Below are 24,931 nucleotides of genomic sequence, written 5' to 3'. Positions count from 1 at the left end.
CACGGTTTCCCCGCCCGTCCCCCGGGGCGCCGCAACCTCGCCTGCGACACTGAGGGGGATGAACGAGACAGCGAAGCGTGCCCGTGCCGCCATCGACGTCGCCGCCGTGCGGTCGAACGTCGGTGCGCTGCGGGACCGTGCACCCCGGGCAGAGCTGATGGCCGTGGTCAAGTCCGACGGCTACGGACACGGGGCGGTGCGCTGCGCGCGCGCCGCCCGTGAGGCCGGCGCGGGCTGGCTGGGCACGGCGCTGCCCGAGGAGGCGTTCGCGCTGCGTGCGGCCGGTGACACCGGGCGGCTGATGTGCTGGCTGTGGACGCCGGGCGGCCCCTGGCAACGGGCCGTCGAGGAGGACATCGACGTCGGGGTGAGCGGGCTGTGGGCGCTGCGCGAGGTGACCGCGGCGGCGCGGGCGTGCGGCCGCACCGCTCGCGTCCAGCTCAAGGTCGACACCGGTCTCGGCCGCAACGGCTGCCAGCCCGCCGACTGGCCGGAACTGACCGCCGCGGCCCGCGCCGCCGAGGCCGAGGGCACGCTGACCGTCACCGGCGTCTGGTCGCACTTCGCCTGCGCCGACGAGCCCGGCCACCCTTCGATCGCCGCCCAGCTGGACGTCTTCCACGAGGCGTTGAAGACCGCCGAGACGGCCGGGCTGCGCCCCGAGGTACGGCATATCGCCAACACCCCGGCGCTGTTGACGCTGCCCGAGGCGCACTTTGACCTGGTCCGCGCCGGCATCGGCATCTACGGCATCTCGCCCAGCCCCGAGCTCGGCACGTCCCAGGACTTCGGGCTGCGGCCGGCGATGACCCTGGAGGCCGCGCTCGCGTCGGTCAAGCGCGTCCCGGGCGGCCACGGCGTGTCGTACGGGCACCAGTACACGACGCCCGGCGAGACCACCCTGGCGCTGGTTCCGCTCGGCTACGCCGACGGCATCCCGCGGCACGCCTCCGGCGCCGGCCCGGTGCTGGTCGCCGGCAAGTGGCGGACGGTCGCCGGGCGGATCGCGATGGACCAGTTCGTGGTCGACCTGGGCGGCGACAGCGCCGAGCCGGGCGATCCGGCGGTGCTGTTCGGCCCCGGGGACCGCGGTGAGCCGACCGCGGAGGACTGGGCCCGCGTGGCCGGAACCATCGGCTATGAAATCGTCACCCGGATCGGATCCCGGGTGCCACGCGTCTATGTGGACAGCGGCATACGGACCGAAGCCGAAGGAGACAGCGCGCTCACGGGGGGTACGGCATGACCGAGGGACAGGAAGCCGCCGCACAGGCGGTCGAGACGGCGGCCGAGGTGGCCGGCAACTGGGCACGGGCGGGCCGGCAGGCCGGTGTCGCCGGTGCGGCAATCGGTGTGGTCGCGGCGGGTGCCGCGGCCGGTGTGGCGATAGAGCGGATGACGGTCGGCCGCGGGATGCGGCGCCGCGCCCGGCTCGCGCTGGACGCGTCCGGCCCGTACGGCACGCTGCGCGGCACTCCGGGCGCCGCGATCGCCGAGGACGGCACCGAGCTGTACTACGAGGTCGACGAGCCGGGCCCGCCGGAGAAGGACGACGGGACCGCCAAGCCGGCGGTGAACGGCAAGCACGGCAAACAGGGCAAGCACGACCGGTCCGCCAAGCCGGTCCGCGGCAAGGAGGCCCGCGCCGCGCAGGAGGCCCAGGGAGGTCTGCGCAAGCGGCTGACCGCGGCGCTCGGGCGGCGCTCCGCGGCCCCCACCGTCGTCTTCAGTCACGGCTACTGCCTGAGCCAGGACTCCTGGCACTTCCAGCGGTCGGCGCTGCGCGGCACGGTGCGCACCGTCCACTGGGACCAGCGCAGCCACGGCCGTTCGTCGCGCGGCCACGGCCAGATCGACGGCACGGAACCGGTCACCATCGACCTGCTGGGCCGGGATCTGAAGGCGGTGCTGGACGCCGCGGTCCCCGAGGGGCCGATCGTGCTGGTCGGGCACTCCATGGGCGGGATGACGGTGATGGCGCTGGCCGACCAGTTCCCCGAGTACGTCGCGGAGCGGGTGGTCGGGGTGGCCCTGATCGGCACCTCCGCCGGCCGGCTCAGCGAGGTCGGCTTCGGGCTGCCGTCCATGGGCGTCAAGGCCTTCCACTGGCTCGCGCCGGGCGTCCTCAAGGCGCTGGGCTGGCAGCGGGAGATCGTCGAGCGCGGGCGGCGGGCCACCGCCGACCTCTTCGCGGGGCTGATCAAGCGGTATTCGTTCGGGACGCCGGAGAAGGTGGACCCGGGTATCGCGCGGTTCGGCGAGCGGCTGATCGAGGCGACCCCGATCGATGTGGTCGCCGAGTTCTTCCCGGCGTTCGCGGTGCACGACAAGACCGAGGCGCTGGTGGCGTACGACGCGGTGCCCGCGCTGGTGCTCGCCGGGGAGAGCGATCTGATCACTCCCGCCGACCACAGCCGGACGATCACCGAGATGCTGCCCGACGCGGAGCTGGTGTGTGTCCCGGGCGCCGGGCATCTGGTGATGCTGGAGCGGCCCGAGCTGGTCAATGAGCATCTGGTGTCGCTGGTGGAGCGGGCGAGCGCGGCGGCCCGCAGCTCGCGGCACGCCCGCGCCTGAGACGCCGGGCGTCTGCCGGGGGCCGCGGCCCCCGGCAGACCGTTGCCGCAGCTCCGCCGGGGTACGGCGGCGCCGCCGAGGGGCCGGGCCGGGCGACGGGGCAGGTCCGCCGCCCCGCAGCGGCGTCGTCGAGGGGCGGTGGCCGGGTGACGGGCGGGACGTACCATTTGCGGCATGAGCACCACCGGAGCGATTGCGCACGTGACCGTCAAGTCCCCCGAACAGATGCAGGAGTTGGGCCGCCGGCTGGCCCCGCTGCTGCGCCCCGGCGACCTGGTTCTGCTCACCGGTGAGCTGGGCGCGGGCAAGACGACGCTGACCCGCGGCCTGGGGGAGGGGCTGGGCGTGCGCGGCGCCGTGACCTCGCCCACCTTCGTCATCGCCCGGGTGCACCCCTCGCTGACCGGCGGCCCCGCGCTGGTGCACGTCGACGCGTACCGGCTCGGCGGCGGGCTGGACGAGATGGAGGACCTGGACCTCGATGTCTCGCTGCCGGAGTCGGTGGTGATCGTGGAGTGGGGCGAGGGCAAGGTCGAGGAGCTGTCCGAGGACCGGCTGCATGTCGTCATCGGGCGCGCCGTGGGAGCCGAGGCGCCGGGCGGTGCGGACGGGGCGCTGGCAGAGGGTGTGGACGATGTGCGCGAGGTGACGGTCACCGGCCTCGGTGCGCGCTGGGCGGATGCCGGCCTGCCCGCGCTGGAGACCTGCTGACGCCGCCGGAGGCGTGCTGACGGCGCTGGAGGCGGCTCGGGCAGCGGTCCGGCCGGTCTCCGATCCGGCGACCCCCGTCCGGTAGTTTCCGACAAGCCGTCGGTAAGATGTTGCATACCTGGTGCCGGGCGTGGTGACATGGGTGGAGACCCCAGTTAGGTCAGCCTAAGTAGCGAGCCTAGCGTCTGTCGCTCGTCCCAGGAGCCCCGGGAGGCGTCCATGTCGGCCCACCAGCCCTCCCCCACGTCTGAAGGGCGCGGGAGCACCCCCATCGTGGCGGCCGGGCGCGCCGAGCATGATGCGCGCGAGACGCCGACCATGAATGAACTGCTGGCGGCGTGCGCCGCGGCCAGCGCCGTCTCCACGCCGCCCGGCGCCGAGGAAGCCCGTCAGGACAAGCCCGCGAAGCCGGCGGACGAGCCGGAAGCGGAGGGCGGGGCCGGAGCCGCGTCCACCGGAGGCCGCGACGCGGCGTAGCCCATAGGGGCGAATGACGGACGGGCCGCGCGGTCAGGAGACCACGACGACCTTGGTGCCGTGCAGCGCGAAGTCCCACATCGCCTTGCCGTCGGCCCGCGACTCACGGATGCCGCCGGTCTTCTTCGACGAGTCCGGGCGGGGCATGGAGCCGTCGACGGCCGCGCTGAAGCCGACGGTGACGCTGTCCACATCGGCGAACCGCACCACATGCTCGATCGCGATGCCGTCCGAGCCCGTGACGCTCACCGAGCGCGAGCCGACCGCGTACTGCCCCAGCGGTGGGCTCACCGTGCTCGGCGCGATCGTGAACGTCCGCTGCGCCTTGTCGTTCCCGCCGACCAGCCAGACCCGCTTGGCGTCGAGCGAGTAGACGATCCGCCGGCCCTTGCCGGACGCCGCGGGGACCTCGGCAGGGGCGGGAGCCTTGTCCTTCTTGCCGCTGCGCTCCGGGGGGCTCTTGGGCGCGTTGCGGTGGCTGTCCTTGCGGGCCTGGGTGAGGGTGTCCGGGGCGGACGCCGCGGCCTGGTAGCCGAGCACACCGACCACGACCACGGCAGCCGTGGTCAGCGCGGTGACGATCATGCTGCTCTTAGCGGGCACCGCTGTGCCACCTTTCCTCCCTCTCCCTGCCGTCGGCGGGGAGCCCCGGGCCTTGGAATGCCGGGCTGCTTGCTGCTGGGCTACGGGGGCGACGGTAGCACCGCGACAGGTACCACCGGCCGAGCCGTAGTCTTAAGGACGTGCTGCTGCTAGCTCTTGACACCGCCACCCCCGCCGTCACCGTCGCGCTCCACGACGGCACCCGGGTCCTCGCCGAGTCCCGCCAGGTGGATGCGCGCCGGCACGGCGAGCTGCTGCTGCCCGCCGTCGACCGGGTGCTGGCCGAGGCCGGCCTGAAACTCGACGCGGTCAGCGACATCGTGGTCGGCGTGGGCCCGGGACCGTACACCGGGCTGCGCGTCGGCCTGGTGACCGCCGCGACCTTCGGGGCGGCGCTCGGCGTACCCGTCCACGGCCTGTGCACCCTGGACGGCCTCGCCCATGCCTCCGGGCTCACCGAGCCGTTCGTCGTGGCCACCGACGCCCGCCGCAAGGAGGTCTACTGGGCGCGCTACGCGGCCGGCCCCTCGACGAGCGACTCCGCCGCGCCCCGCACGATCACCCGCCTCACCGAGCCCGCCGTCGACCGTCCCGCGGACATCGCCGACCAGGTGGCCGGCGTCCCCGCCGTGGGCGCGGGCGCACTGCTCTACGACACGGTCTTCACCGGCGTACGGCGCGAGGCCCCCGAGCACCAGTCCGCCGGGGCGCTGGCCGCGCTGGCCGCCGGGAAGCTGGCCGCCGGCGAGGAGCTGCCGCCCCCGCAGCCGATGTATCTGCGCCGCCCGGATGCCCAGGTGCCCGCCAACTACAAGGTGGTCACTCCCCAGTGACCACCCGCCCGTCGCCCGACCAGCGCCCCTCGGCGGCCCCGCCGCGCGGTGGTACCCCGCAGCCCGCCGCGGTGCTGCGCGAGATGCGCTGGTGGGACATCGCGCCGGTGCTGGAGCTGGAGCGGGAGCTCTTCCCCGAGGACGCCTGGTCGCCGGGCATGTTCTGGTCCGAGCTGGCCCATGCGCGCGGGCCGTACGCCACCCGCCGCTACCTCGTCGCCGAGCTGGCGGGCCGGCTGGTCGGCTACGGCGGCCTGGCCGCCGTCGACGGCACCGGCGACATCCAGACCATCGCGACCGCCCGCGACCAGTGGGGCACCGGCCTCGGCGCCCGGCTGCTGACCGAACTCCTCGGTGCCGCAACGGACTTCGAATGCCACGAGGTGCTGCTGGAGGTGCGGGTCGACAACCTTCGCGCCCAGCGCCTCTACGAGCGCTTCGGCTTCGAGCCGATCGGTTTCCGCCGCGGCTACTACCAGCCCGGCAACATCGACGCCCTCGTCATGCGCCGCACCACCCAGACCTCCTCCGAAGCACCCTCCGTACAAGGAACTTGACACTCATGGCTGACTCACGCGGCGGACCGCTCGTCCTCGGCATCGAGACCTCCTGCGACGAGACCGGCGTCGGCATCGTCCGCGGCCACACCCTCCTCGCCGACGCGGTCGCCTCCAGCGTCGACGAGCATGCGCGCTTCGGCGGCGTGGTGCCGGAGGTGGCCTCGCGCGCCCACCTGGAGGCGATGGTTCCCACCATCCAGCGGGCGTTGAAGGACGCCGGGGTCGCGGCCTCCGACCTGGACGGGATCGCGGTCACCGCGGGACCGGGCCTGGCCGGCGCGCTGCTGGTCGGCGTCTCGGCCGCCAAGGCGTACGCCTACGCCCTCGGCAAGCCGCTGTACGGCGTCAACCACCTCGCCTCGCACATCTGCGTCGACCAGCTGGAGCACGGCCCGCTGCCGGAGCCGACGATGGCGCTGCTGGTGAGCGGCGGCCACTCGTCGCTGCTGCTGGCCCCGGACATCACCTCCGACGTCCGGCCGCTGGGCTCGACGATCGACGACGCGGCGGGCGAGGCGTTCGACAAGATCGCGCGGGTGCTGAACCTCGGCTTCCCCGGCGGCCCGGTCATCGACCGCTACGCCCGCGAGGGCAACCCGGACGCGATCCGCTTCCCGCGCGGGCTGACCGGACCCCGCGACCCGATCTACGACTTCTCCTTCTCCGGCCTGAAGACGGCCGTCGCCCGCTGGATCGAGGCCAAGCGGGCGGCCGGCGAGCAGGTGCCGGTGGCGGATGTCTCGGCGTCCTTCCAGGAGGCCGTGGTGGATGTGCTGACCCGTAAGGCCGTCCGGGCCTGCAAGGACAACGGTGTGGACCACCTGATGATCGGCGGCGGGGTCGCGGCCAACACCCGGCTGCGGGCGATGGCCGCGCGCCGCTGCGAGGACGCCGGGATCACCCTGCGGGTGCCGCGGCCCAAGCTGTGCACCGACAACGGCGCGATGGTCGCCGCCCTGGGCGCGGAGATGGTCGCACGGGGCCGGTCGGCCTCCGCCTGGGACCTCTCCGCCGACTCGTCCCTGCCGGTCACCGAACCGCATGTGCCCGGTGAGGCTCCCGATGCCCCGCCCGCCGCGGCCGCCCACCACCATGACCACGACCACGTCCACGAGATGAGCAAGCACAACCTCTACTCCTGAGGCCGGGCGAGGGCTCGTTTTGTCGTTCTGCGAGTCCTCGCGCCTCCCCTGGCCCGCCCCTCCGCCCCGAGGTCTTACCCTGACTGCAGCACCGGGCGCGCGCGTGGGGAGGCGGCAGGCTGTGGACTGGTTCTGGTGGGTCTTCATCTTCTTCATGGCGGGCGGCTTCGCGAAGGTCGCCGACACCGCCCGTACGGCGCTGCGTACGCGGCACGAACGCAAGATGGAGCGGCTGAAGACCGCCCGTCAGGAGCGGCACGAGCTGGCCGCCGCGCAGCAGCCACCGCAGCCGGTGTGCGGCTGCACCCACCACCTCGCCAAGCATGACAAAAAGGGCAAGTGTCATGAGCTGGTGGAGGTGGCGGTCGCCTGGGACGCCGACCACAAGCCGGTGCAGTACGAGGCGGGTCAGTGCACCTGCCAGCAGTACGTCGGCCCGCAGCCGCTCTCCCAGATCTACGCCGAGGACCTCACCGACCTGGCGTGAACACCGGTCAGGGCGCGTCCGCCGCCGGGTGCCCCAGCAGCATCGTGGGGGCGCCGTCGACCCGGGTCAGGAAGATCGTGCAGGAGTTGCGTCCGCCGCCGAGCTTCAGCTTCTTGCGCAGCTCCTCCGGCTCCACCGCCGAGCCGCGCTTCTTGATCACCGCGATCCCGACCTCGCGCTCCCGCAGCAGCGCCTTGAGCTTCTTGACGTGGAACGGCAGCACATCGGTGATCGCGTAGGCGGTCGCATACGGCGTCTCGGCCAGCCGGTCCGCAGTGAGGTACGCGATCGTCGGATCGATCAGCCGCCCGCCGATCTGCCGGGCGACATCCGCGACGAGATGGGCACGGATCACCGCCCCGTCCGGCTCGTACAGCCAGTCCCCGACCGGCCCCGGCTCGGGGTCCGGCAGCCCGGCGCCGAGCAGGGAGTCCCCGGCCGGGAGCAGAGTGGCGCGGCGGCCGCCCGGCGTGGGCCCGGCCGCCCCGCCCTCCGCCGTGCCGAACCACACCACGGCCTCCTTGACGTCGCCCCCGTCCGAGATCCACTCCGTCTCGGCGTCCTCGGGCAGCGCGTCGTGCGGCACCCCCGGCGCGATCTTCAGGGCCGCGACCGGCGCCGTACGGGCCGTCTCGACGGCCCACGACAGCGGCGGCGAGTACGCCTCGGGATCGAAGATGCGGCCGCCCCTCGCCTTGCTGCGCCGCGCCGGATCCACGAACACCGCGTCATATCCGGCGGTGTCCACCTCCGTCACATCCGCGCAGCGCACCTCGATCAGCTCCACGAGCCCCAGAGCCTCGGCGTTGGCCCGGGCCGCGGCGCAGGCCAGCGGGTCACGGTCGACGGCCAGTACCCGGATCCCGGCCCGGGCCAGCGCGATCGCGTCGCCGCCGATGCCGCAGCACAGATCGGCCAGCGTACGGATGCCCAGTGCGGCGAGCCGGGCGGCGCGGTGGGCGGCGACCGTGGCGCGGGTGGACTGCTCGACGCCGTTCGGCGTGAAGTACATCAGCCGCGCGTCCGCGCCGAACTTCGCCGCCGCGCGCTGCCGCAGCCGGGCCTGGCCGAGTGCGGCGGAGACCAGCGGCGCGGGGTGATCGCGGCGCAACCGGGTCGCGGTGGCCAGTTCGTCCGCCGGGTCGTGGTCACGCAGCTCGGCCAGCAGCGATTGCCCCTCCGGGGCGAGCAGGGCGACGAAGGTGTCGAGGTCGTTCACGGTGTCATTGTCTACCCGCGTTGTCGGCGTTCCCGCCGCGCCTGTGGGTCTTCCCGCGTGGTCGGCTTTCCCGCCGTTGCGCCTGCGGGCCTCCCCGCGTTGTCGGCTGTCCCGCCGTGTCCCGTCTCGCCGTTGCGCCTGCGGCCCTTGTCGCGTTGTTGGCTGTCCCGCCGTCTCGCGTCTCGCCGTTGCGCCTGCGGCGGGCGTGGTGTTGTCGGGTGCGGTGCCGCTCCTCCGGACTTCGTCCTGCGGCGCGTCCCCTCCCGTGGGTGGGTGGGAAGAGGCCGGCGGGGGCAAGCGTGAGCGATCAGGCGCGCCCTGTGGACGCAAGCACAGGGAAACGGGACACACAACGCCCGCCCCCGCTCACCTCTCCCACCCGCCTACGGGAGGGGACGGACCGAAGGACGAAGTCCGTAGGGCCGTCACCGCACCCGACAAACCCACGCCCGCCGCAGGCGCAACGGCGCGAAACCATCACGGCGGGGCAGTCGACAACGCGGGAAGGGCCGCAGGCGCAACGGCGCGAAACCATCACGGCGGGACAGCCGGAAACGTGGGGCCTCAAGCCGGCTCACGGCGCCGCTGCGCATGATCGCTGATCCGTAGCAGCAGTGCCACCATCACCCAGTTCGCGACGAGTGAGGAGCCGCCCTTGGCGAGGAACGGCAGGGCCTTGCCGGTCAGCGGGATGAGGCCGGTGACGCCGCCGGCGACGACGAAGACCTGTAGCAGCAGTGCCCCGGAGAGCCCGACCGCGAGCAGCTTGCCGAACGGGTCGCGGGCGGTCAGGCCCACCCGCAGTCCGCGCTGCGCGAGCAGCACGTACAGCATGATCACGACCATCACCCCGGCCAGCCCCAGCTCCTCGCCGACGGTGGTGAGGATGAAGTCGCTGTTGCCGGCGAAGCCGATCAGCTCCGGGTGGCCCCGGCCCAGTCCGCTGCCCGAGATGCCGCCGCTGCCGAAGCTGAACAGCGCCTGCGCGGCCTGGTCGGAGATCAGGCCCGGTGGTCTCCGCGCCTGGGGCAGGAAGATGTCCATCGGATGCAGCCAGGCCATGATGCGGCCCTTGACGTGCGGTTCCGTGGAGCCGACGACGGTGGCGCCGACCGCGGCCATGGCCAGGCCGCAGAGCACCCAACTGGTGCGCTCGGTAGCCATGTACAGCATGATCACGAAGACGCCGAAGAAGATCAGCGAGGTGCCCAGGTCCCGTTCGAAGACCAGCACCAGCAGGCTGATCACCCAGATGGTGAAGATCGGTGCGAGCTGGCGTCCCGGGGGCAGCTGGACGCCCAGGACACGGCGGCCGGCCAGCGCCAGCGCATCGCGGTTGACGGTGAGATAGCCGGCGAAGAACACCGAGATCATGATCTTCACGAACTCGCCGGGCTGCAGCGACAGCGGCCCGAGCAGGATCCAGCGCTTGGCGCCGTACATGTCGGCGCCGAAGAAGGCCGGGGCCATCAGCAGCACCAGCGCGACCACCATCGTCAGATAGATGTAGCGCTGCAGAATGCGGTGATCGCGCAGCACCAGCAGGATCGCGATACAGACGGCCACCCCGATCACCGTCCACACCAGCTGCCCGCTCGCCGCCTCGGCGATCTTCAGCCGGGGCGTCTGCGCATAGGTGATATCCAGGCGGTGCAGCAGCACCAGGCCGATCCCGGTCAGCAGCGTCGCCAGCGGCAGGATCAACGGATCGGCGCGGGGCGCGAAACGGCGCAGGACCAGATGCGGGACCAGTGCCACGAAGAACATGCTGACGGCGAAGCCGGTCAGCCCGCCGGGCAGTCGGCCGGTCATCGACAGGCCGGTGCAGGCGTAGCCGAAGTCCGCGATCAGCACGGCGAAGGCGAGCAGCCATGCCTCGGTCCGCCGGCGGTCCGGTGCCCGGGCCAGCGCGGCGAACGTCATGGTGCGCTCGGCGTCGCTCTCCGGTTTCCCGGGGGCCCGGGGAACGCTGGTCTGTCCACGCACGCGGTTCCTCCGCCACTGATCGTTCCAGGCCGCCGGCCGGCCGGGGGTGCCCGGTTCGTCGGCCCGGCAGTCGGGGAGGTAGACGAGGCAGCCGGTGGCGTGGTTGCGAGGGAACGGGAAGGTGTGTCCGATTTGATAGGAACCTGCTCGTCACCCGGCTCCCGGCCCGCCCCGATCCCGCCGCGGTCGGCCCTGGCCGGCGGGCTGCGGACCTCCGGAGGCCGTGACTTCGTACGGCCGGTCAACCGGCGTGGGAGGAAGCCCACCCCGCCGCGCTGGCACTCCGCTTGACCGAGTGCTAACCGCGTCATAGTCTCGGCGTTGGCACTCTCCACTGGCGAGTGCCAGACACACAGCGACGGGCAGGTCCGGCACCCGCGACGACGGATCGACCTGGTCGCCACCTCAGACAGTTAACCCCGTGAGATCTCCGAAGGGGGAGGTCGGATCGTGACGACCACCAGCTCCAAGGTTGCCATCAAGCCGCTTGAGGACCGCATTGTGGTCCAGCCGCTCGACGCCGAGCAGACCACGGCTTCGGGCCTGGTCATTCCGGACACCGCCAAGGAGAAGCCCCAGGAGGGCGTTGTCCTGGCCGTGGGCCCGGGCCGTGTCGAGGACGGCAAGCGCATCGAGCTCGACGTAAAGGTCGGCGACGTTGTGCTCTACAGCAAGTACGGCGGCACCGAGGTGAAGTACAACAACGAGGACTACCTCGTGCTCTCGGCTCGCGACGTGCTCGCGATCGTCGAGAAGTAAGTCACCCAGATTTGCCGTGATCTGCGCCCCTGGTTCCCGCGTCTAAACAACCCGGGGCAGGGGCGCAGTTCGTTTGAGCGACAGCGGTCCCCACGTCGTGGCCGAGGATCGCAATGAGAGGACTTGAAGCAACCCATGGCGAAGATCCTGAAGTTCGACGAGGACGCCCGTCGCGCCCTTGAGCGCGGCGTCAACAAGCTCGCCGACACGGTCAAGGTGACGATCGGCCCCAAGGGCCGCAACGTCGTCATCGACAAGAAGTTCGGTGCGCCCACGATCACCAACGACGGTGTCACCATCGCCCGTGAGGTCGAGGTCGACGACCCGTACGAGAACCTGGGCGCCCAGCTCGTCAAGGAGGTGGCGACCAAGACCAACGACATCGCGGGTGACGGCACCACCACCGCCACCGTGCTGGCCCAGGCGCTGGTCCGCGAGGGCCTGCGCAACGTCGCCGCCGGTGCCTCCCCGGCCGCCCTGAAGAAGGGCATCGACGCCGCGGTCAAGGCCGTGTCCGAGGAGCTCCTCGCGACCGCCCGTCCGATCGACGACAAGACCGACATCGCCGCCGTGGCCGGTCTGTCCGCGCAGGACAAGCAGGTCGGCGAGCTCATCGCCGAGGCGATGGACAAGGTCGGCAAGGACGGTGTCATCACCGTCGAGGAGTCCAACACCTTCGGTCTGGAGCTGGACTTCACCGAGGGCATGGCCTTCGACAAGGGCTACCTCTCGCCGTACATGGTCACCGACCAGGAGCGTATGGAGGCCGTCCTCGAGGACCCGTACATCCTGATCCACCAGGGCAAGATCGGCTCGATCCAGGACCTGCTGCCGCTGCTGGAGAAGGTCATCCAGGCCGGTGCCTCCAAGCCGCTGCTGATCATCGCCGAGGACGTCGAGGGTGAGGCCCTGTCGACGCTCGTCGTCAACAAGATCCGTGGCACCTTCAACGCCGTGGCCGTCAAGGCCCCCGGCTTCGGTGACCGCCGCAAGGCCATGCTCGGCGACATCGCCACCCTCACCGGTGCCACCGTCATCGCCGAGGAGGTCGGCCTCAAGCTCGACCAGGCCGGTCTGGACGTGCTGGGCACCGCCCGCCGCGTGACCGTCACCAAGGACGACACCACCATCGTCGACGGTGGCGGCAAGTCCGAGGACGTCGTCGGCCGCGTCAACCAGATCAAGGCCGAGATCGAGTCCACGGACTCGGACTGGGACCGCGAGAAGCTCCAGGAGCGCCTCGCCAAGCTCGCCGGTGGCGTCTGCGTCATCCGCGTGGGTGCGGCCACCGAGGTCGAGCTCAAGGAGAAGAAGCACCGTCTGGAGGACGCCATCTCCGCGACCCGCGCCGCGGTCGAGGAGGGCATCGTCTCCGGTGGTGGCTCCGCTCTGGTCCACGCCGCCAAGGTGCTGGAAGGCTCCCTGGGCAAGGAGGGTGACGAGGCCACCGGTGTCGCCGTCGTCCGTCGCGCCGTCGTCGAGCCGCTGCGCTGGATCGCGGAGAACGCCGGCCTCGAGGGCTACGTCATCACCGCGAAGGTCGCCGAGCTGGACAAGGGCAACGGCTTCAACGCCGCCACCGGCGAGTACGGCGACCTGGTCAAGGCCGGCGTCATCGACCCGGTGAAGGTCACCCGCTCCGCCCTGGAGAACGCCGCGTCGATCGCCTCGCTGCTGCTGACGACCGAGACCCTGGTCGTCGAGAAGCCCGCCGAGGACGAGTCGGCCGAGGCCGGTCACGGCCACGGGCACGCGCACTGACGCAACACGCCGGGCAGCTAGCTGCCTGACGTACGAGACCCGGTCCCTGCCGTGTGCGGGGGCCGGGTTCTCCGTTTGTGCGGGGGACGGGCGCCTCCGGTCCGGTTGTACGGGACGGGCCCCTCCGGTCCGGTTGTGCGGCACGGTGCCCTCCGGTCCGGGCCACCCGCTGCCGCCGCTTCGGGCGGTTCAGGCCGAGTGGTGCAGATGCTCCGGCCGTACGGGATCGGTGAACGGGCGGCCCCGGACGTAGCGTTCGAGATCGTGGAGGGCGTGGTCGGCCAGACGGTGGAGTTCGGTGCCCAGCGACCCCGCCACATGGGGCGTGAGCAGGACGTTCGGCAGCTCGTACAACGGCGAATCGGCAGGCGGGAGTTCGGGCTCGGTGACGTCCAGCACGGCGTGCAGGCGGCCGGAGACCAGCTCGGGGAGCAGCGCCGCCCCGTCGATCAGCGAGCCGCGGGCGGTGTTGATCAAGGTCGCGCCGTCGGGCAGCAGGGCCAGTTCGCGGGCGCCGAGCAGATGGCGGGTGGCGGGCAGCTGCGGGGCGTGCACGGTGACGATGTCGCTGCCGGCGCAGAGCGCGTCGAGGGGGACGGGCCGCACGCCGAGCCGGGCGGCGTCGGCGTCGGTCACATAGGGATCGTGCAGCAGGACACGCAGATCGAACGGGCGCAGCAGCTCGATGACGCGGCGGCCGATGCGGGAGGCGCCGATGACGCCGACGGTGCGGCGGTAGTTGCCGGCGGCGCCGAGCTCGTGGTGCCAGTCGTGCGGTGTGCGCAGGCCGCGGTAGCGGTGGGCGGAGTGCAGCACGCGTTTGTTGGCGAAGAGGATCGCGGCGAGGGTGTACTCGGCGACCGGGAGCGCATTGGCGGCGGCGGCCGAGGAGACGGCGATACCGCGCTCCCAGCAGGCGTCGGTGATGTGGTGTTTGACCGATCCGGCCGCGTGCACGACGGCGCGCAGCCGCGGGGCCGCGTCCAGCACCCGGCCGGTGAGCGGCGGGGCGCCCCAGCAGGTGAGGAGCACCTCGGCGTCGGCGAGGGCGGCGGCGACCTCGGGGGTGGGGTCGGCCAGCTCGTGTGCGACGAGGCCCGGGTCGGTACGGACGAGGGCCGTGAGGCGGGTGTGGTGGTCGCCGTCGAGGAGCCGGCCGGCGATGCCGGGGCCCATCGACAGCAGCAAGGCGGGCCGGACGGACGGCATTTCCGCAGGTTCGGAGGCTTTGTCAGGGGTGGGTTGGATAAGCATCAACAGTGCTCCTGCCCGGTCGCCCGTCGTCGTTCGTCCAGGTGCCGCTGCCGGCGACGAGAGGGGCTTTCCCGCCGACCGGTCCTTCGATGCCCTTCCCCGTGCGTTCGATTGACGTGGTGCCGGCCGCGGTTGAAGGATTCCGTCGCCCGGCCGCCGCCCAACTGCCCCAGGGGAAGCCATGCCCGAGCCCTACCCCGAACGCCCCCGGCACTCTCGGCATCACCCGCCCCGCCCTTCCCCGTCCCTCCCCTTCCCCCTCCCGCCCGAGGACCGCCGCCGCAGCCCGTACACCGGCTGGACCCGCGCCCACTGGGAGGCGATGGCCGACGGGCTGCTCCACGCCACCGCTCCCCATGCCTCCCCCCGCCACGGCCTGATCGCCTTGCCCGGCGCCCGCCCCAGCTCCTCCGGCCCCCGCTCGGACGGCCTCGAAGGCTTCGCCCGGACGTTCTTGCTCGCCGCCCTCAGAGTCGCCGGCAGCAACGGCCATGACCCGCACGCCCACCTCGCCCGCTACGCGGAAGGCCTGGCCGCCGGCACCGAAAAACCCACCACCGCCCGCGAGTTGACGCCCGCCGACCCCGACTCCTGGCCCCGTATCGACGCCGTCCGCCAGGCCCGTGTCGAAGCCGCCTCGCTCGCCCTCGGCCTGCGCCTGACCCGCCCCTGGCTGTGGGACACCCTCGACGACGGCGTCCGCGCCCGCGTCGTCGACTGGCTGCTGCCCGCCCTGGGCCCGTCCCCCGTGGACAACAACTGGTGGCTCTTCGGCCTCACCGTCGGCGGCTTCCTCCGCGCGGCGGGCATCGAGACCGTCCGCGCGCAGGCCGCCATCGACCGCGCGCTGACCCGTATCGAGGACTGGTACCGCGGCGACGGCTGGTACTCGGACGGCGACAACCGCGCATTCGACCACTACAACGCCTGGGCGATGCACTTCTACCCGGTCCTGCACGCCCACCTCGGCGCCGACCGGACGCTCCTGGCCACCTACGGCGCCCGCCTGCGCGCCCAACTGGACGGCTACACCCGCCTCTTCGACGCCAACGGTGCACCCCTGCCGTTCGGCCGCTCCCTCACCTACCGCTTCGCCGCCACCGCGGCCCCCTGGCTGGGCGCCCTCACCGGCCACACCCCGCTCACCCCCGGTGCCACCCGCCGCCTCGCCTCCGGGACCCTGCGCCACTTCCTCGACCGTGGCGCCGTCACCGAGGACGGCCTGTTACCGCTCGGCTGGTACGGCCCCTATGCACCGATGCTCCAGAGTTACTCGGGACCGGCCTCGCCCTACTGGGCGGCCAAGGGCTTCGTCGGCCTCCTGCTCCCCGCCGGCCACCCCGCCTGGACCGACCCCGAGGCCCCCCTCCCCGCCGAAACCGCGGATGCCGCCCACCCCCTCGGCCCCACCGGTCTGCTCCTCCAGTCCACCGCCTCCGACGGCCTGGTCCGCCTCCACAACCACGGCAGCAACTCCACCCGCGCCGCCCCCGACCCCTGCTACGACCGCTTCGCCTACTCCACCCGCACCGGCCCCACCACGCCCGCCGCCGAGGGCCCGCACCTGCCCGACAACCACTTCGGCCTGCTCATCGACGGCCGCCCCACCACCCGCGGCCCCGCCACCCCTCACGCGGCCGGCCCCGACTGGGCCTCCTCCGGCCACACACCCCGTCACGCCGACGGCAGCGACCTGCCGGGCCTCCGGATCCTGTCCGCCACCCTCGCCCACGGCCGCGCCGAACTCCGCGCCCACCTGGTCACCGGCGCCACCCCCGGCACCCGCGTACGCCAGACGGGCTGGGCCACCACGCCCGACGGCCCCACCGCCCAACTCCACCCCGTCCACGGCTACGACACCCCGCCCCGCCGCACCCCGACGGGCAGCACCCTCTTCGGCCCCGGCACCGAAACCGCCCTCCTGGAGGGCCGCACCACACCCGGCCCCGGGGGCACCCTCTTCGTGGCCCTGGCATCCCTGACGGGGGACCCGGACCCCGCCCCCGTACACACCCTCGCGACCACCCGCCTCGCCGGCCACGACATCCATGTCACCTGGCACGACGGCACCACCGCTCGGCTGGCCCTGCCCCACCCGCCCACGGGAGACGCCGGGCGGGAGGGGCCGGGGTCCAGGAGGTGAGCGGCAGTCCTGGACCGGCCCCCGGAGGCCGCCCGCCACCCCGCCCGGCAGCCCCCGCAGCGGCACGGCACGCCCGCACGGCACCGCTCCCGGCACCGCGGGAAGTAACCCCGCGTCAGCGCGGCCCGTACTTACGGCCGGTACGGGACGTCAGACCCCCCAGCACCCCACGGGGCGCCAGTTTCACGGCGCCCATGAGCGCCTTGTACCGCGGGTCCGGAATGGAAAGGGACTTACCCCGCGTCAGATCCTTCATCGCGGCATCGACCAGCTTGTCCGCGTCCAGCCACATCCACCCGGGGATGCTGTCCGTCCCCATCCCGGCCCGCTGGTGGAACTCGGTCCGCACGAACCCCGGGCACAGCGCCATCAGCCGGACGCCGCTGCCGGCCAGATCCCGCGCGGCGCCCTGGGTGAACTGCACGACCCACGCCTTGCTCGCGCCGTAGGTGCCGCGCGGCACGAACGCCGCCACCGACGCCACATTGACCACCGCGCCCCGCCGCCGGTCCCGCATCCCGCGCACCCCGGCCGTGGTCAGCCGCAGCACCGCCTCGCAGTGCACCTTCAGCATCGTCAGCTCGTCGGCCATCGAGACTTCGAGGTACTCGCCCTTGTTGCCGAAACCGGCGTTGTTCACCAGCAGATCCACCGGGTGCTTGGTGTCCGAGAGCCGCGCCTCGACGGCGGCGATGCCCTCCTCGGTGGACAGATCGGCGCTCAGCACCTCGGCCTCGATGCCGTGCCGGTCGTGCAACTCGGTGGCCTGCTCGTGCAGTCGCTTCTCGTCGCGCGCGACCAGCACCACGCTGTGGCCGTCGCTCGCGAGCCGCCGGGCGAACGCCGCCCCGATGCCCGCCGTCGCTCCCGTGATCAATGCAGTCGTCATACGGGCACGCTATCCGCCCGGGGCACAAGGCCCGCGCCCCTCCCCCCGGCGGCGCGGCCGCCCGCGCACGACCGGCATTCGGCCCTCCGGCAACCGGGCCGCGGGCTCACCGCTCCCGGCCCGCACGACCCGTCGGCCGCCCGGCTCCCGCGGGGTCGCCGGAGCCGCCCCCGCCCGGTCCGCGGAGCCGGTCCGGGCACCGCCCCGCGGAGCTGGTCCGGGCACGACCCCGCGGCTCAACCCTCCTGCCGCGCCGTGTACTTCAGCGCCTTGCGCCGTGCCTCCTCCGGGAGCGCGCCACTCGCCTCCAGCAACCGCGGCAGCAGCTCCCGCCGGGTCGTCAGGGCCTGGAAGGTCAGCCCGATCGTCACCTCGTGGTCCGGGCGGTGCACCACCTCGACGGCGTCCCCGGCGCGGATCTCGCCCGCCTCGATCACCCGTAGATACGCGCCGGGCACCGCGGCCTGGGTGAACCGCTTGATCCAGCCGTGCTCGCCCATCCGCCCGTGGAACGTACGGCAGGGGATACGCGGTGAGGTGACCTCCAGCAGCAGCCGCGGGCCGACCCGCCAGCGTTCGCCGATGCGGGCGCCGGTGACCTCGACGCCCGACGTGGTGAGGTTCTCGCCGAAGGACCCGTTGGCCAGCTCACGGCCCAGCTCCCGCTGCCACTCGTCCAGGTCTTCGCGCGCGTAGGCGTAAACGGCCTGGTCGTCGCCGCCGTGATGGCGCAGATCGACCACCGCGTCACCGGCCAGCCCGCTGCCTGCGGTGCCCTTGGCGCCGGGGGCGGTGACCGCCACCGGGCCGTCCACGGGCCGTTTGTCGATGCCCGTGCCGCCCTCGGCGTCGGTGTGCTCGGACGGGGCGGGCCGGCCCAGATTCACGGTCAGCAGCTTCATACGGTGCTCCGTCGCTCGATCGGCGTGGTTCATGGAGAGGCCCGGGGCGTCCCCCTCTTACGCGTGCCCTCGATCCAGGTCTTACGCGTGCCCTCGATCCAGGTCCACGCTAGCCATCCCGCCCCAAAAGCATCGACTCATTTTTGCCTGATCAACCCAAGACCCCCTTATGCTCGAAACATGATCGAGGCCCGTCATCTCCGTGTGCTGCGTGCCGTCGCCAGGAGCGGCTCGTTCTCCGCCGCCGCGCGCGAGCTGGGCTGCACCCAGCCGGCCGTCAGCCAGCAGATGAAGGCCCTGGAACAGTCCGCCGGCACCCCGCTGCTGGTCCGTGCGGGCCGCGAGATGAGGCTGACCCAGGCGGGCGAGGCGCTCGTCCGGCACGCTGTGGGCATCCTGGCCGGGCTCACCGCCGCCGAGGAGGAGATCGCGGCCATCGCGGGCCTGCGCGCGGGACGGGTGCGGCTGGTGTCCTTCCCCTCCGGCAGCTCGACGCTGGTGCCGACCGCCCTGGCGAAGATGCGCGCCGCACACCCGGGCACCCGGGTCTCGCTGGTCGAGGCCGAGCCGCCGCGCTCCATCGAGATGCTGCGCAACGGCGACTGCGAGATCGCGCTGGCCTTCCGCTATCCGGAGGTGCGCGGCGCGGACCCGGTGGCCGGAGCGGAGTGGGACGACCTGGTGGTCCGGCCGATCCTGGCGGACCGGCTGATCTGCCTGGTCCCGGACGGCCACCGGCTGGCGAAGGCGGGCACCGCGCGCTTCGCCGACCTGGCCGACGAGGCCTGGATCGCGGGCTGCCCCCGCTGCCGCAGGCATCTGGTGGAGGTCTGTGAGAGCGCGGGCTTCACCCCGCGTATCGACTTCGCGACGGACGACTATCCGGCGGTGATCGGCCTGGTCGGCGCGGGCCTGGGGGTCGCCGCGCTGCCGGAGCTCACCCTGGAGTCGGTACGCCCCAAGGGGGCCACGGCGATACGGATGGAGCCCGCCGTGCACCGCGAGATCGTCGCGCTCACGCTGCCGGATCTGGCACAGGTCCCGGCCGTGGAGGCGACGCTCGACCGGCTGGCGGATGCCGCGGGGCGCTGAGGGGAACAGCTCGCGCCCGGCCGCAGCTGCCGGCCGCCCGGTTCCGTCGGAAATTTCTGGCCCTGCCGGCCCGTCAGGCCCGTCCGAGGGGCCCGGCCACACCGGCCCCACACCGCTCACGGGTGCACACACCCCCCACAACCCTGCGGCATGCACCCGTGCAGCCATGCAGGAACGTTTCTTCAGGGGCGATGCGCTCCTGAAGGTCAGGCGCCGGAGACGCCTGCGGGACCGGTCATGGAGGACGCGGGGACCAGACGGTGGCGGGCCCGGCCCATGAGTTCCTCGCGTTCGTCCTCCGTGAGGCCGCCCCACACCCCGTAGGGCTCACGGACGGCCAGTGCATGCGCCGCGCACTCGGCCCGTACCGGGCAGCGCATGCACACCTCCTTCGCCGATGTCTCACGCGCGCTGCGGGCCGCTCCGCGCTCACCCTCGGGATGGAAGAAGAGCGAGCTGTCCACACCGCGGCAGGCGGCGAGCAGCTGCCAGTCCCAGAGGTCTGCGTTCGGGCCCGGGAGGCGGGAGAAATCTGCCATTGCTTGTCCCCTCGAAGCGGTGCTGATTCGGGCTCGGTGCTCACGACGGTACATCTACTGTCGAAGTAGATGTAAATATGACTCATTGCGAATCTAGTCATAGTCACCATCAAAATGGAAGAAAGAGAGCCAAATAGGGCATAGGGTGCACGCGCGAATGCCGGTCGCCCGATGAGTCGTCTGCGTATCCGGCTCCTCACGGAGCGTGCTGAACTCGGTCGCCGAAGCCGTAACTCTTTCGAGTGACCGTCGTTGAGAGTGCGGAGGCGATTGGCAGAGGTAGTCGTCGGGCAGATGTCCGAGGCCGCCAATCGCACAGGTGACGATACGTACCAGCCTGGAGGCTCAAGGTGACGCGCATCAGCTGCGGAGGGCGGTCATGACATCCGTCCTCGTCTGCGACGACTCCCCGCTTGCCCGAGAGGCGCTCCGTCGGGCGGTTGCGACCGTGCCCGGCGTCGAGCGTGTGACGACCGCGGCCAACGGCGAGGAAGTCCTCCGCCGCTGGGGTGCCGATCGCTCGGATTTGATTTTGATGGACGTACGGATGCCCGGTCTCGGCGGTGTCGAGACCGTGCGCCGGCTGCTGTCCGCCGATCCCGGCGCCCGGATCATCATGCTCACGGTGGCCGAGGATCTGGACGGTGTCGCGCTCGCGGTCGCCGCCGGTGCCCGCGGCTATCTGCACAAGGACGCCTCGCGTGCCGAGCTGCGGGCGACGGTGACCCAGGCGCTGGCCGACCCGACGTGGCGGCTCGCCCCGCGCCGGCTGCGGTCCGCCGAAATGGGTGCCGCGCCGACGCTGACCGCGCGCGAGATCCAAGTGCTGGAGGGCATGAGCCACGGCCGTTCGAACGCCGAGATCGGCCGTGAGCTCTTCCTGTCGGAGGACACGGTCAAGACCCACGCGCGGCGCCTTTTCAAGAAACTCGGCGCCTCCGACCGGGCGCATGCGGTGGCGCTCGGCTTCCGCTGGGGACTGGTCCGCTAAGGCGTTGTGACGTGCAGCGATGCGGGGAGGTGAAGATCCCCGCCCGCCCTGCGGCGGGCGGGGCGATCGGGTGCCCCGCCGGCCGCCGCGTTCGCCGGCGGTCCGATTCGCCGTGCGGTGCCGCATCCTTGAGGTATGGAGTTCCTCGGGGACGGGTCGGTCGGGCACGAGGGGAGGGCGCAGGACATGACAGCCGGCGCACCTGCTGCGCATAACGCTTCAGTGCACAAGTACGGACCTGATGCCGCGGATCGTGCGGCACCAAGGCACCATGGTCCGATGCGTGATGACGGGAAGCAGGAAATCGGCGCTCTCGTCGCACGTGCCGTCGAGGGTGACCAGCGGGCCACCCACGATCTTCTGGCCCATGTGCATCCCCTCGCCCTGCGCTACTGCCGCACCCGGCTGTCGAGGCTGCCGGGTGACGCCCGGCACTTCGTCGAGGACCTGGCGCAGGAAGTGTGTGTCGCGGTGCTCTGTGCGCTGCCGCGCTACCGCGACACCGGCAAGCCCTTCGAGGCGTTCGTCTTCGCCATCGCCGGCCACAAGGTCGCCGATCTGCAGCGGGCCGCGATGCGGCATCCGGGCAGCACGGCCGTGCCGTCCGACGAGATGCCCGAGCAGCCGGACAACTCCCTCGGCCCCGAGGAGCGGGCGCTGCTGAGCAGCGACGCCGAGTGGGCCAAGAAGCTGCTGGCGAATCTTCCGGAGAACCAGCGTGAGCTGGTCCTGCTGCGGGTCGCCGTCGGGCTGACGGCCGAGGAGACCGGGCAGATGCTGGGGATGTCGCCCGGGGCGGTACGGGTCGCCCAGCATCGTGCGCTGAGCAGGCTGCGGGCGCTCGCCGAGCAGTAGCAGATCCTCGCGCGGGCGGCGGGATATCGCCGTAGAAAGCCACAAGTGACAAGGCCCTCATCGCTCGTGGAATGGGACACTTCATTAGGCCGTTAGCATGGGAGTCCGCGCTGAGGCAAGAGCATTGGGGAAGGTGTCATGAGTGACAACGTCGACGGTATGCCCGCCAAATTCGCCATGCTCGGGCTGACATACGACGACGTGCTGCTGCTGCCCGGTGCGTCGGAGGTGCTGCCGAACGCGGTGAGCACCGCTTCCCGGGTCTCGCGCAACGTCGCGGTGAACATCCCGCTGCTGTCCGCTGCGATGGACAAGGTCACCGAGGCACGGATGGCCATTGCCATGGCGCGGCAGGGTGGCGCGGGCGTACTGCACCGCAACCTCTCCATCGAGGACCAGGCCAACCAGGTCGATCTGGTCAAGCGCTCCGAGTCCGGCATGGTCACCGACCCGATCACGGTCCGCCCGGATGCCTCGCTCGCCGATGCCGATGCGCTGTGCGCCAAGTTCCGCATCAGCGGGGTGCCGGTCACCGACGCGGCGGGCAAGCTGCTGGGCATCGTGACCAACCGCGACATGGCCTTCGAGATGGACCGCAGCCGGCAGGTCCGCGAGGTCATGACGCCGATGCCGCTGGTCACCGGCAAGGTCGGCATCTCCGGCGAGGACGCCATCGAGCTGTTGCGCCGCCACAAGATCGAGAAGCTTCCGCTGGTCGACGACGCGGGCGTGCTCAAGGGCCTGATCACGGTCAAGGACTTCGTCAAGGCGGAGAAGTACCCGAACGCCGCCAAGGACGCCGAGGGCCGGCTGGTCGTCGGTGCGGCGGTGGGCGTCGGCGACGCCTCGTACGACCGGGCGCAGGCGCTGGTCGAGGCCGGTGCCGACTTCCTCGTCATCGACAGTGCACACGGCCACAGCCGCGGCATCCTCGACATGATCGCCAAGGTCAAGTCCAACATCAGCGTCGATGTCGTCGGCGGGAATGTCGCCACCCGTGACGGCGCCCAGGCGCTGATCGACGCCGGTGCCGACGGCATCAAGGTCGGCGTCGGCCCCGGCTCCATCTGCACCACCCGCGTCGTCGCCGGCGTCGGTGTGCCGCAGGTCACCGCGATCTACGAGGCGGCGAAGGCCGCGAACGCCGCGGGCGTGCCGCTGATCGGTGACGGCGGTCTGCAGTTCTCCGGCGACATCGCCAAGGCCATCGCGGCCGGCGCGGACACGGTCATGCTGGGTTCGCTGCTGGCCGGCTGCGAGGAGTCGCCCGGCGAGATGGTCTTCATCAACGGCAAGCAGTTCAAGTCGTACCGCGGGATGGGCTCGCTGGGCGCGATGCAGTCCCGCGGGCAGGCCCGGTCCTTCTCCAAGGACCGCTACTTCCAGGACAACGTCCTCTCCGAGGACAAGCTGGTCCCCGAGGGCATCGAGGGCCAGGTGCCCTACCGCGGCCCGCTCTCCTCGGTCGCCCACCAGCTCGTCGGCGGCCTGCGTGCCTCCATGGGTTACGTCGGCTCCGCCGACATCCCCGAGCTCAAGGAGAAGGGCCACTTCGTCCGCATCACCTCCGCGGGCCTCAAGGAGAGCCACCCGCACGACATCCAGATGACCACCGAGGCGCCCAACTACTCGCGTCGCTGAGATCCCTCGGATCGAGGGGTCGGATGACCACTGAGGCGCGTCACTACACACGTCGCTAGCACGGCCCTACCGTGAAGCCCGCGGCCGCTCCCCGGCCGCGGGCTTCGGTGTGTCGGGGATACTGGAATCGCAGACGTAGAGGGAAAGGCCACACACGTGACTGAGATCGAGATCGGGCGCGGCAAGCGCGGCCGCCGGGCATACGCATTCGACGACATCGCCGTCGTACCCAGTCGCCGCACCCGCGACCCGAAGGAGGTCTCGATCGCCTGGCAGATCGACGCCTACCGTTTTGAGCTGCCGTTCCTGGCCGCTCCCATGGACTCGGTGGTCTCCCCGCAGACCGCGATCCGTATCGGTGAGCTGGGCGGCCTGGGCGTCCTCAACCTGGAGGGCCTCTGGACCCGGTACGAGGACCCGGAGCCGCTGCTCGCCGAGATCGCGGAGCTGGACGGCGCCAACGCCACCAAGCGGCTCCAGGAGATCTACGCCGCGCCGATCAGGGAAGAGCTGATCGGGCAGCGGATCAAGGAGGTGCGGGACGCGGGCGTGGTGACCGCCGCCGCGCTGTCGCCGCAGCGTACGGCGCAGTTCTCCAAGGCCGTCGTCGACGCGGGCGTGGACATCTTCGTGATCCGCGGGACCACGGTCTCCGCCGAGCACGTCTCCTCCGCGGCCGAGCCGCTGAACCTCAAGCAGTTCATCTACGAGCTGGACGTCCCGGTCATCGTCGGCGGCTGCGCCACGTACACCGCCGCGCTGCACCTGATGCGTACGGGCGCGGCCGGTGTGCTGGTCGGCTTCGGCGGCGGCGCCGCGCACACCACGCGGAACGTCCTCGGCATCCAGGTCCCGATGGCGACCGCGGTCGCCGATGTCTCGGCCGCGCGCCGCGACTACATGGACGAGTCCGGCGGCCGCTACGTCCACGTCATCGCCGACGGCGGGGTGGGCTGGTCCGGCGACCTCCCGAAGGCGATCGCCTGCGGCGCCGACGCCGTGATGATGGGCTCCCCGCTGGCCCGTGCCACGGACGCGCCCGGCCGCGGCCACCACTGGGGCATGGAGGCCGTGCACGAGGATGTGCCGCGCGGCAAGCGGATGGACCTCGGTGCGGTCGGCACCACGGAGGAGGTGCTGCTGGGGCCGTCCACGGTCCCCGACGGTTCCATGAACTTCTTCGGTGCGCTGCGCAGGGCGATGGCGACGACGGGGTACTCGGAGCTGAAGGAATTCCAGCGGGTCGAGGTGACCGTCGCGCCACGGCGCTGAGGCTTCCCACGTTGCCGGGTGGCCCCGCCGTTTTTGTTTCTGTTGTTCTTTCCCGCCTTTGGCGGGGCGGGTGGGGTTGTGGGGTGGGGCCCCGGGTTTGTGGTGGGTGCCGGTGGCGGGGCCTCCGGGGTGGGTGTGCGGACTGCTGCGCTTTACGTCCGCACACCCACCCCCCCCCCCCCCCCCCCCCCCCACCCGTGGGGGGCCCCCCCCCCGGGTGGGGGCGGGAAAAAAAAAA

At 72.1% G+C, this 24,931-nt stretch carries 23 protein-coding genes; 16 read left to right on the top strand and 7 right to left on the bottom strand.

Features of this window, described 5'->3' with window-relative positions:
* The first annotated feature begins 58 nt into the window (after positions 1-58).
* From alr to ACGFWI_RS14845, 4 genes are all read left to right on the top strand, one after another.
* Complete coding sequence (alr, locus tag ACGFWI_RS14860) at positions 59-1,246, top strand: alanine racemase (RefSeq protein WP_393906363.1); 1,188 nt, start codon at positions 59-61, stop codon at positions 1,244-1,246.
* Complete coding sequence (locus ACGFWI_RS14855; protein ID WP_393906362.1) at positions 1,243-2,577, top strand: alpha/beta fold hydrolase; 1,335 nt, start codon at positions 1,243-1,245, stop codon at positions 2,575-2,577. Before alr ends, ACGFWI_RS14855 begins: the two co-directional genes overlap by 4 nt.
* Before the next feature lie 174 nt (positions 2,578-2,751).
* Positions 2,752-3,288 (top strand): tRNA (adenosine(37)-N6)-threonylcarbamoyltransferase complex ATPase subunit type 1 TsaE, encoded by a 537-nt coding sequence (tsaE, locus tag ACGFWI_RS14850; RefSeq protein ID WP_393906361.1) that lies wholly within the window; start codon positions 2,752-2,754, stop codon positions 3,286-3,288.
* Between the two features lie 318 nt (positions 3,289-3,606).
* A complete protein-coding gene (locus ACGFWI_RS14845; protein ID WP_393906360.1) occupies positions 3,607-3,765 on the top strand; it encodes a hypothetical protein in 159 nt (52 codons plus the stop codon).
* A 33-nt stretch (positions 3,766-3,798) separates the two neighbouring features.
* Here ACGFWI_RS14845 and ACGFWI_RS14840 read toward each other — a convergent pair whose 3' ends face one another.
* Positions 3,799-4,368 (bottom strand): hypothetical protein, encoded by a 570-nt coding sequence (locus ACGFWI_RS14840; protein ID WP_393906359.1) that lies wholly within the window; start codon positions 4,366-4,368, stop codon positions 3,799-3,801.
* 140 nt (positions 4,369-4,508) lie between these two features.
* On the opposite strand from ACGFWI_RS14840, the gene tsaB reads away from it, so the two are divergent.
* The 4 genes from tsaB to ACGFWI_RS14820 all read left to right on the top strand — a co-directional run bounded on the left by tsaB (position 4,509) and on the right by ACGFWI_RS14820 (position 7,390).
* Positions 4,509-5,201: a tRNA (adenosine(37)-N6)-threonylcarbamoyltransferase complex dimerization subunit type 1 TsaB gene (gene tsaB / locus ACGFWI_RS14835; protein ID WP_393906358.1), complete on the top strand. Its 693-nt coding sequence runs from the start codon at positions 4,509-4,511 to the stop codon at positions 5,199-5,201.
* A complete protein-coding gene (gene rimI, locus ACGFWI_RS14830) occupies positions 5,198-5,758 on the top strand; it encodes a ribosomal protein S18-alanine N-acetyltransferase (protein ID WP_393906357.1) in 561 nt (186 codons plus the stop codon). The genes tsaB and rimI overlap by 4 nt, the downstream gene beginning before the upstream one ends.
* A 5-nt stretch (positions 5,759-5,763) precedes the next feature.
* On the top strand, positions 5,764-6,903 hold the full coding sequence (gene tsaD, locus ACGFWI_RS14825; RefSeq protein WP_393906356.1) for a tRNA (adenosine(37)-N6)-threonylcarbamoyltransferase complex transferase subunit TsaD: 1,140 nt from the start codon (positions 5,764-5,766) through the stop codon (positions 6,901-6,903).
* 121 nt (positions 6,904-7,024) lie between these two features.
* Entirely contained in the window at positions 7,025-7,390 is a 366-nt protein-coding gene (locus ACGFWI_RS14820) for a hypothetical protein (protein WP_393906355.1), read from the top strand.
* 7 nt (positions 7,391-7,397) lie between these two features.
* Here ACGFWI_RS14820 and ACGFWI_RS14815 read toward each other — a convergent pair whose 3' ends face one another.
* The gene (locus ACGFWI_RS14815) at positions 7,398-8,609 is read right to left on the bottom strand and encodes a methyltransferase domain-containing protein (RefSeq protein WP_393906354.1); all 1,212 of its coding nucleotides are present in this window, start codon (positions 8,607-8,609) and stop codon (positions 7,398-7,400) included.
* A 564-nt stretch (positions 8,610-9,173) separates the two neighbouring features.
* On the bottom strand, positions 9,174-10,532 hold the full coding sequence (locus ACGFWI_RS14810) for an FtsW/RodA/SpoVE family cell cycle protein (RefSeq protein WP_393906524.1): 1,359 nt from the start codon (positions 10,530-10,532) through the stop codon (positions 9,174-9,176).
* 513 nt (positions 10,533-11,045) lie between these two features.
* On the opposite strand from ACGFWI_RS14810, the gene groES reads away from it, so the two are divergent.
* Together groES and groL are read left to right on the top strand one after the other, a co-directional pair.
* On the top strand, positions 11,046-11,354 hold the full coding sequence (groES, locus tag ACGFWI_RS14805) for a co-chaperone GroES (protein ID WP_159744894.1): 309 nt from the start codon (positions 11,046-11,048) through the stop codon (positions 11,352-11,354).
* Positions 11,355-11,489: 135 nt separating this feature from the next.
* Positions 11,490-13,115, top strand: a complete 1,626-nt coding sequence (groL, locus tag ACGFWI_RS14800) for a chaperonin GroEL (protein ID WP_393906523.1) — start codon at positions 11,490-11,492, stop codon at positions 13,113-13,115.
* 189 nt (positions 13,116-13,304) lie between these two features.
* On the opposite strand, the gene ACGFWI_RS14795 is transcribed toward groL, so the two are convergent.
* A complete protein-coding gene (locus ACGFWI_RS14795) occupies positions 13,305-14,324 on the bottom strand; it encodes a hydroxyacid dehydrogenase (protein WP_393906353.1) in 1,020 nt (339 codons plus the stop codon).
* A gap of 226 nt (positions 14,325-14,550) precedes the next feature.
* Here ACGFWI_RS14795 and ACGFWI_RS14790 point away from each other — a divergent pair, with 226 nt between their 5' ends.
* Positions 14,551-16,512, top strand: a complete 1,962-nt coding sequence (locus tag ACGFWI_RS14790; RefSeq protein WP_393906352.1) for a DUF2264 domain-containing protein — start codon at positions 14,551-14,553, stop codon at positions 16,510-16,512.
* A 115-nt stretch (positions 16,513-16,627) separates the two neighbouring features.
* Here ACGFWI_RS14790 and ACGFWI_RS14785 read toward each other — a convergent pair whose 3' ends face one another.
* Positions 16,628-17,401: an SDR family NAD(P)-dependent oxidoreductase gene (locus ACGFWI_RS14785; RefSeq protein ID WP_393906351.1), complete on the bottom strand. Its 774-nt coding sequence runs from the start codon at positions 17,399-17,401 to the stop codon at positions 16,628-16,630.
* Positions 17,402-17,637: 236 nt separating this feature from the next.
* Entirely contained in the window at positions 17,638-18,303 is a 666-nt protein-coding gene (locus ACGFWI_RS14780; protein WP_393906350.1) for an MOSC domain-containing protein, read from the bottom strand.
* Between the two features lie 180 nt (positions 18,304-18,483).
* On the opposite strand from ACGFWI_RS14780, the gene ACGFWI_RS14775 reads away from it, so the two are divergent.
* Positions 18,484-19,395, top strand: a complete 912-nt coding sequence (locus ACGFWI_RS14775) for a LysR family transcriptional regulator (RefSeq protein ID WP_393906349.1) — start codon at positions 18,484-18,486, stop codon at positions 19,393-19,395.
* Positions 19,396-19,601: 206 nt separating this feature from the next.
* On the opposite strand, the gene ACGFWI_RS14770 is transcribed toward ACGFWI_RS14775, so the two are convergent.
* Positions 19,602-19,934: a WhiB family transcriptional regulator gene (locus ACGFWI_RS14770; protein WP_088798371.1), complete on the bottom strand. Its 333-nt coding sequence runs from the start codon at positions 19,932-19,934 to the stop codon at positions 19,602-19,604.
* A 379-nt stretch (positions 19,935-20,313) separates the two neighbouring features.
* On the opposite strand from ACGFWI_RS14770, the gene ACGFWI_RS14765 reads away from it, so the two are divergent.
* The 4 genes from ACGFWI_RS14765 to ACGFWI_RS14750 all read left to right on the top strand — a co-directional run bounded on the left by ACGFWI_RS14765 (position 20,314) and on the right by ACGFWI_RS14750 (position 24,693).
* Positions 20,314-20,925 carry a response regulator transcription factor gene (locus ACGFWI_RS14765; RefSeq protein ID WP_003948568.1) on the top strand — a complete coding sequence of 204 codons (612 nt, stop codon included), beginning with the start codon at positions 20,314-20,316 and terminating at the stop codon, positions 20,923-20,925.
* Between the two features lie 279 nt (positions 20,926-21,204).
* Positions 21,205-21,780: a sigma-70 family RNA polymerase sigma factor gene (locus tag ACGFWI_RS14760; protein ID WP_393906348.1), complete on the top strand. Its 576-nt coding sequence runs from the start codon at positions 21,205-21,207 to the stop codon at positions 21,778-21,780.
* 138 nt (positions 21,781-21,918) lie between these two features.
* Positions 21,919-23,421, top strand: a complete 1,503-nt coding sequence (guaB, locus tag ACGFWI_RS14755; RefSeq protein ID WP_393906347.1) for an IMP dehydrogenase — start codon at positions 21,919-21,921, stop codon at positions 23,419-23,421.
* Positions 23,422-23,577: 156 nt separating this feature from the next.
* On the top strand, positions 23,578-24,693 hold the full coding sequence (locus tag ACGFWI_RS14750; RefSeq protein WP_393906346.1) for a GuaB3 family IMP dehydrogenase-related protein: 1,116 nt from the start codon (positions 23,578-23,580) through the stop codon (positions 24,691-24,693).
* The last annotated feature ends 238 nt before the right edge of the window (positions 24,694-24,931 follow it).

The sequence above is a fragment of the Streptomyces sp. NPDC048434 genome (assembly GCF_043200375.1).
Classification (GTDB): Bacteria; Actinomycetota; Actinomycetes; order Streptomycetales; family Streptomycetaceae; genus Streptomyces.
This window is presented reverse-complemented; position numbering and strand designations above follow the sequence as displayed.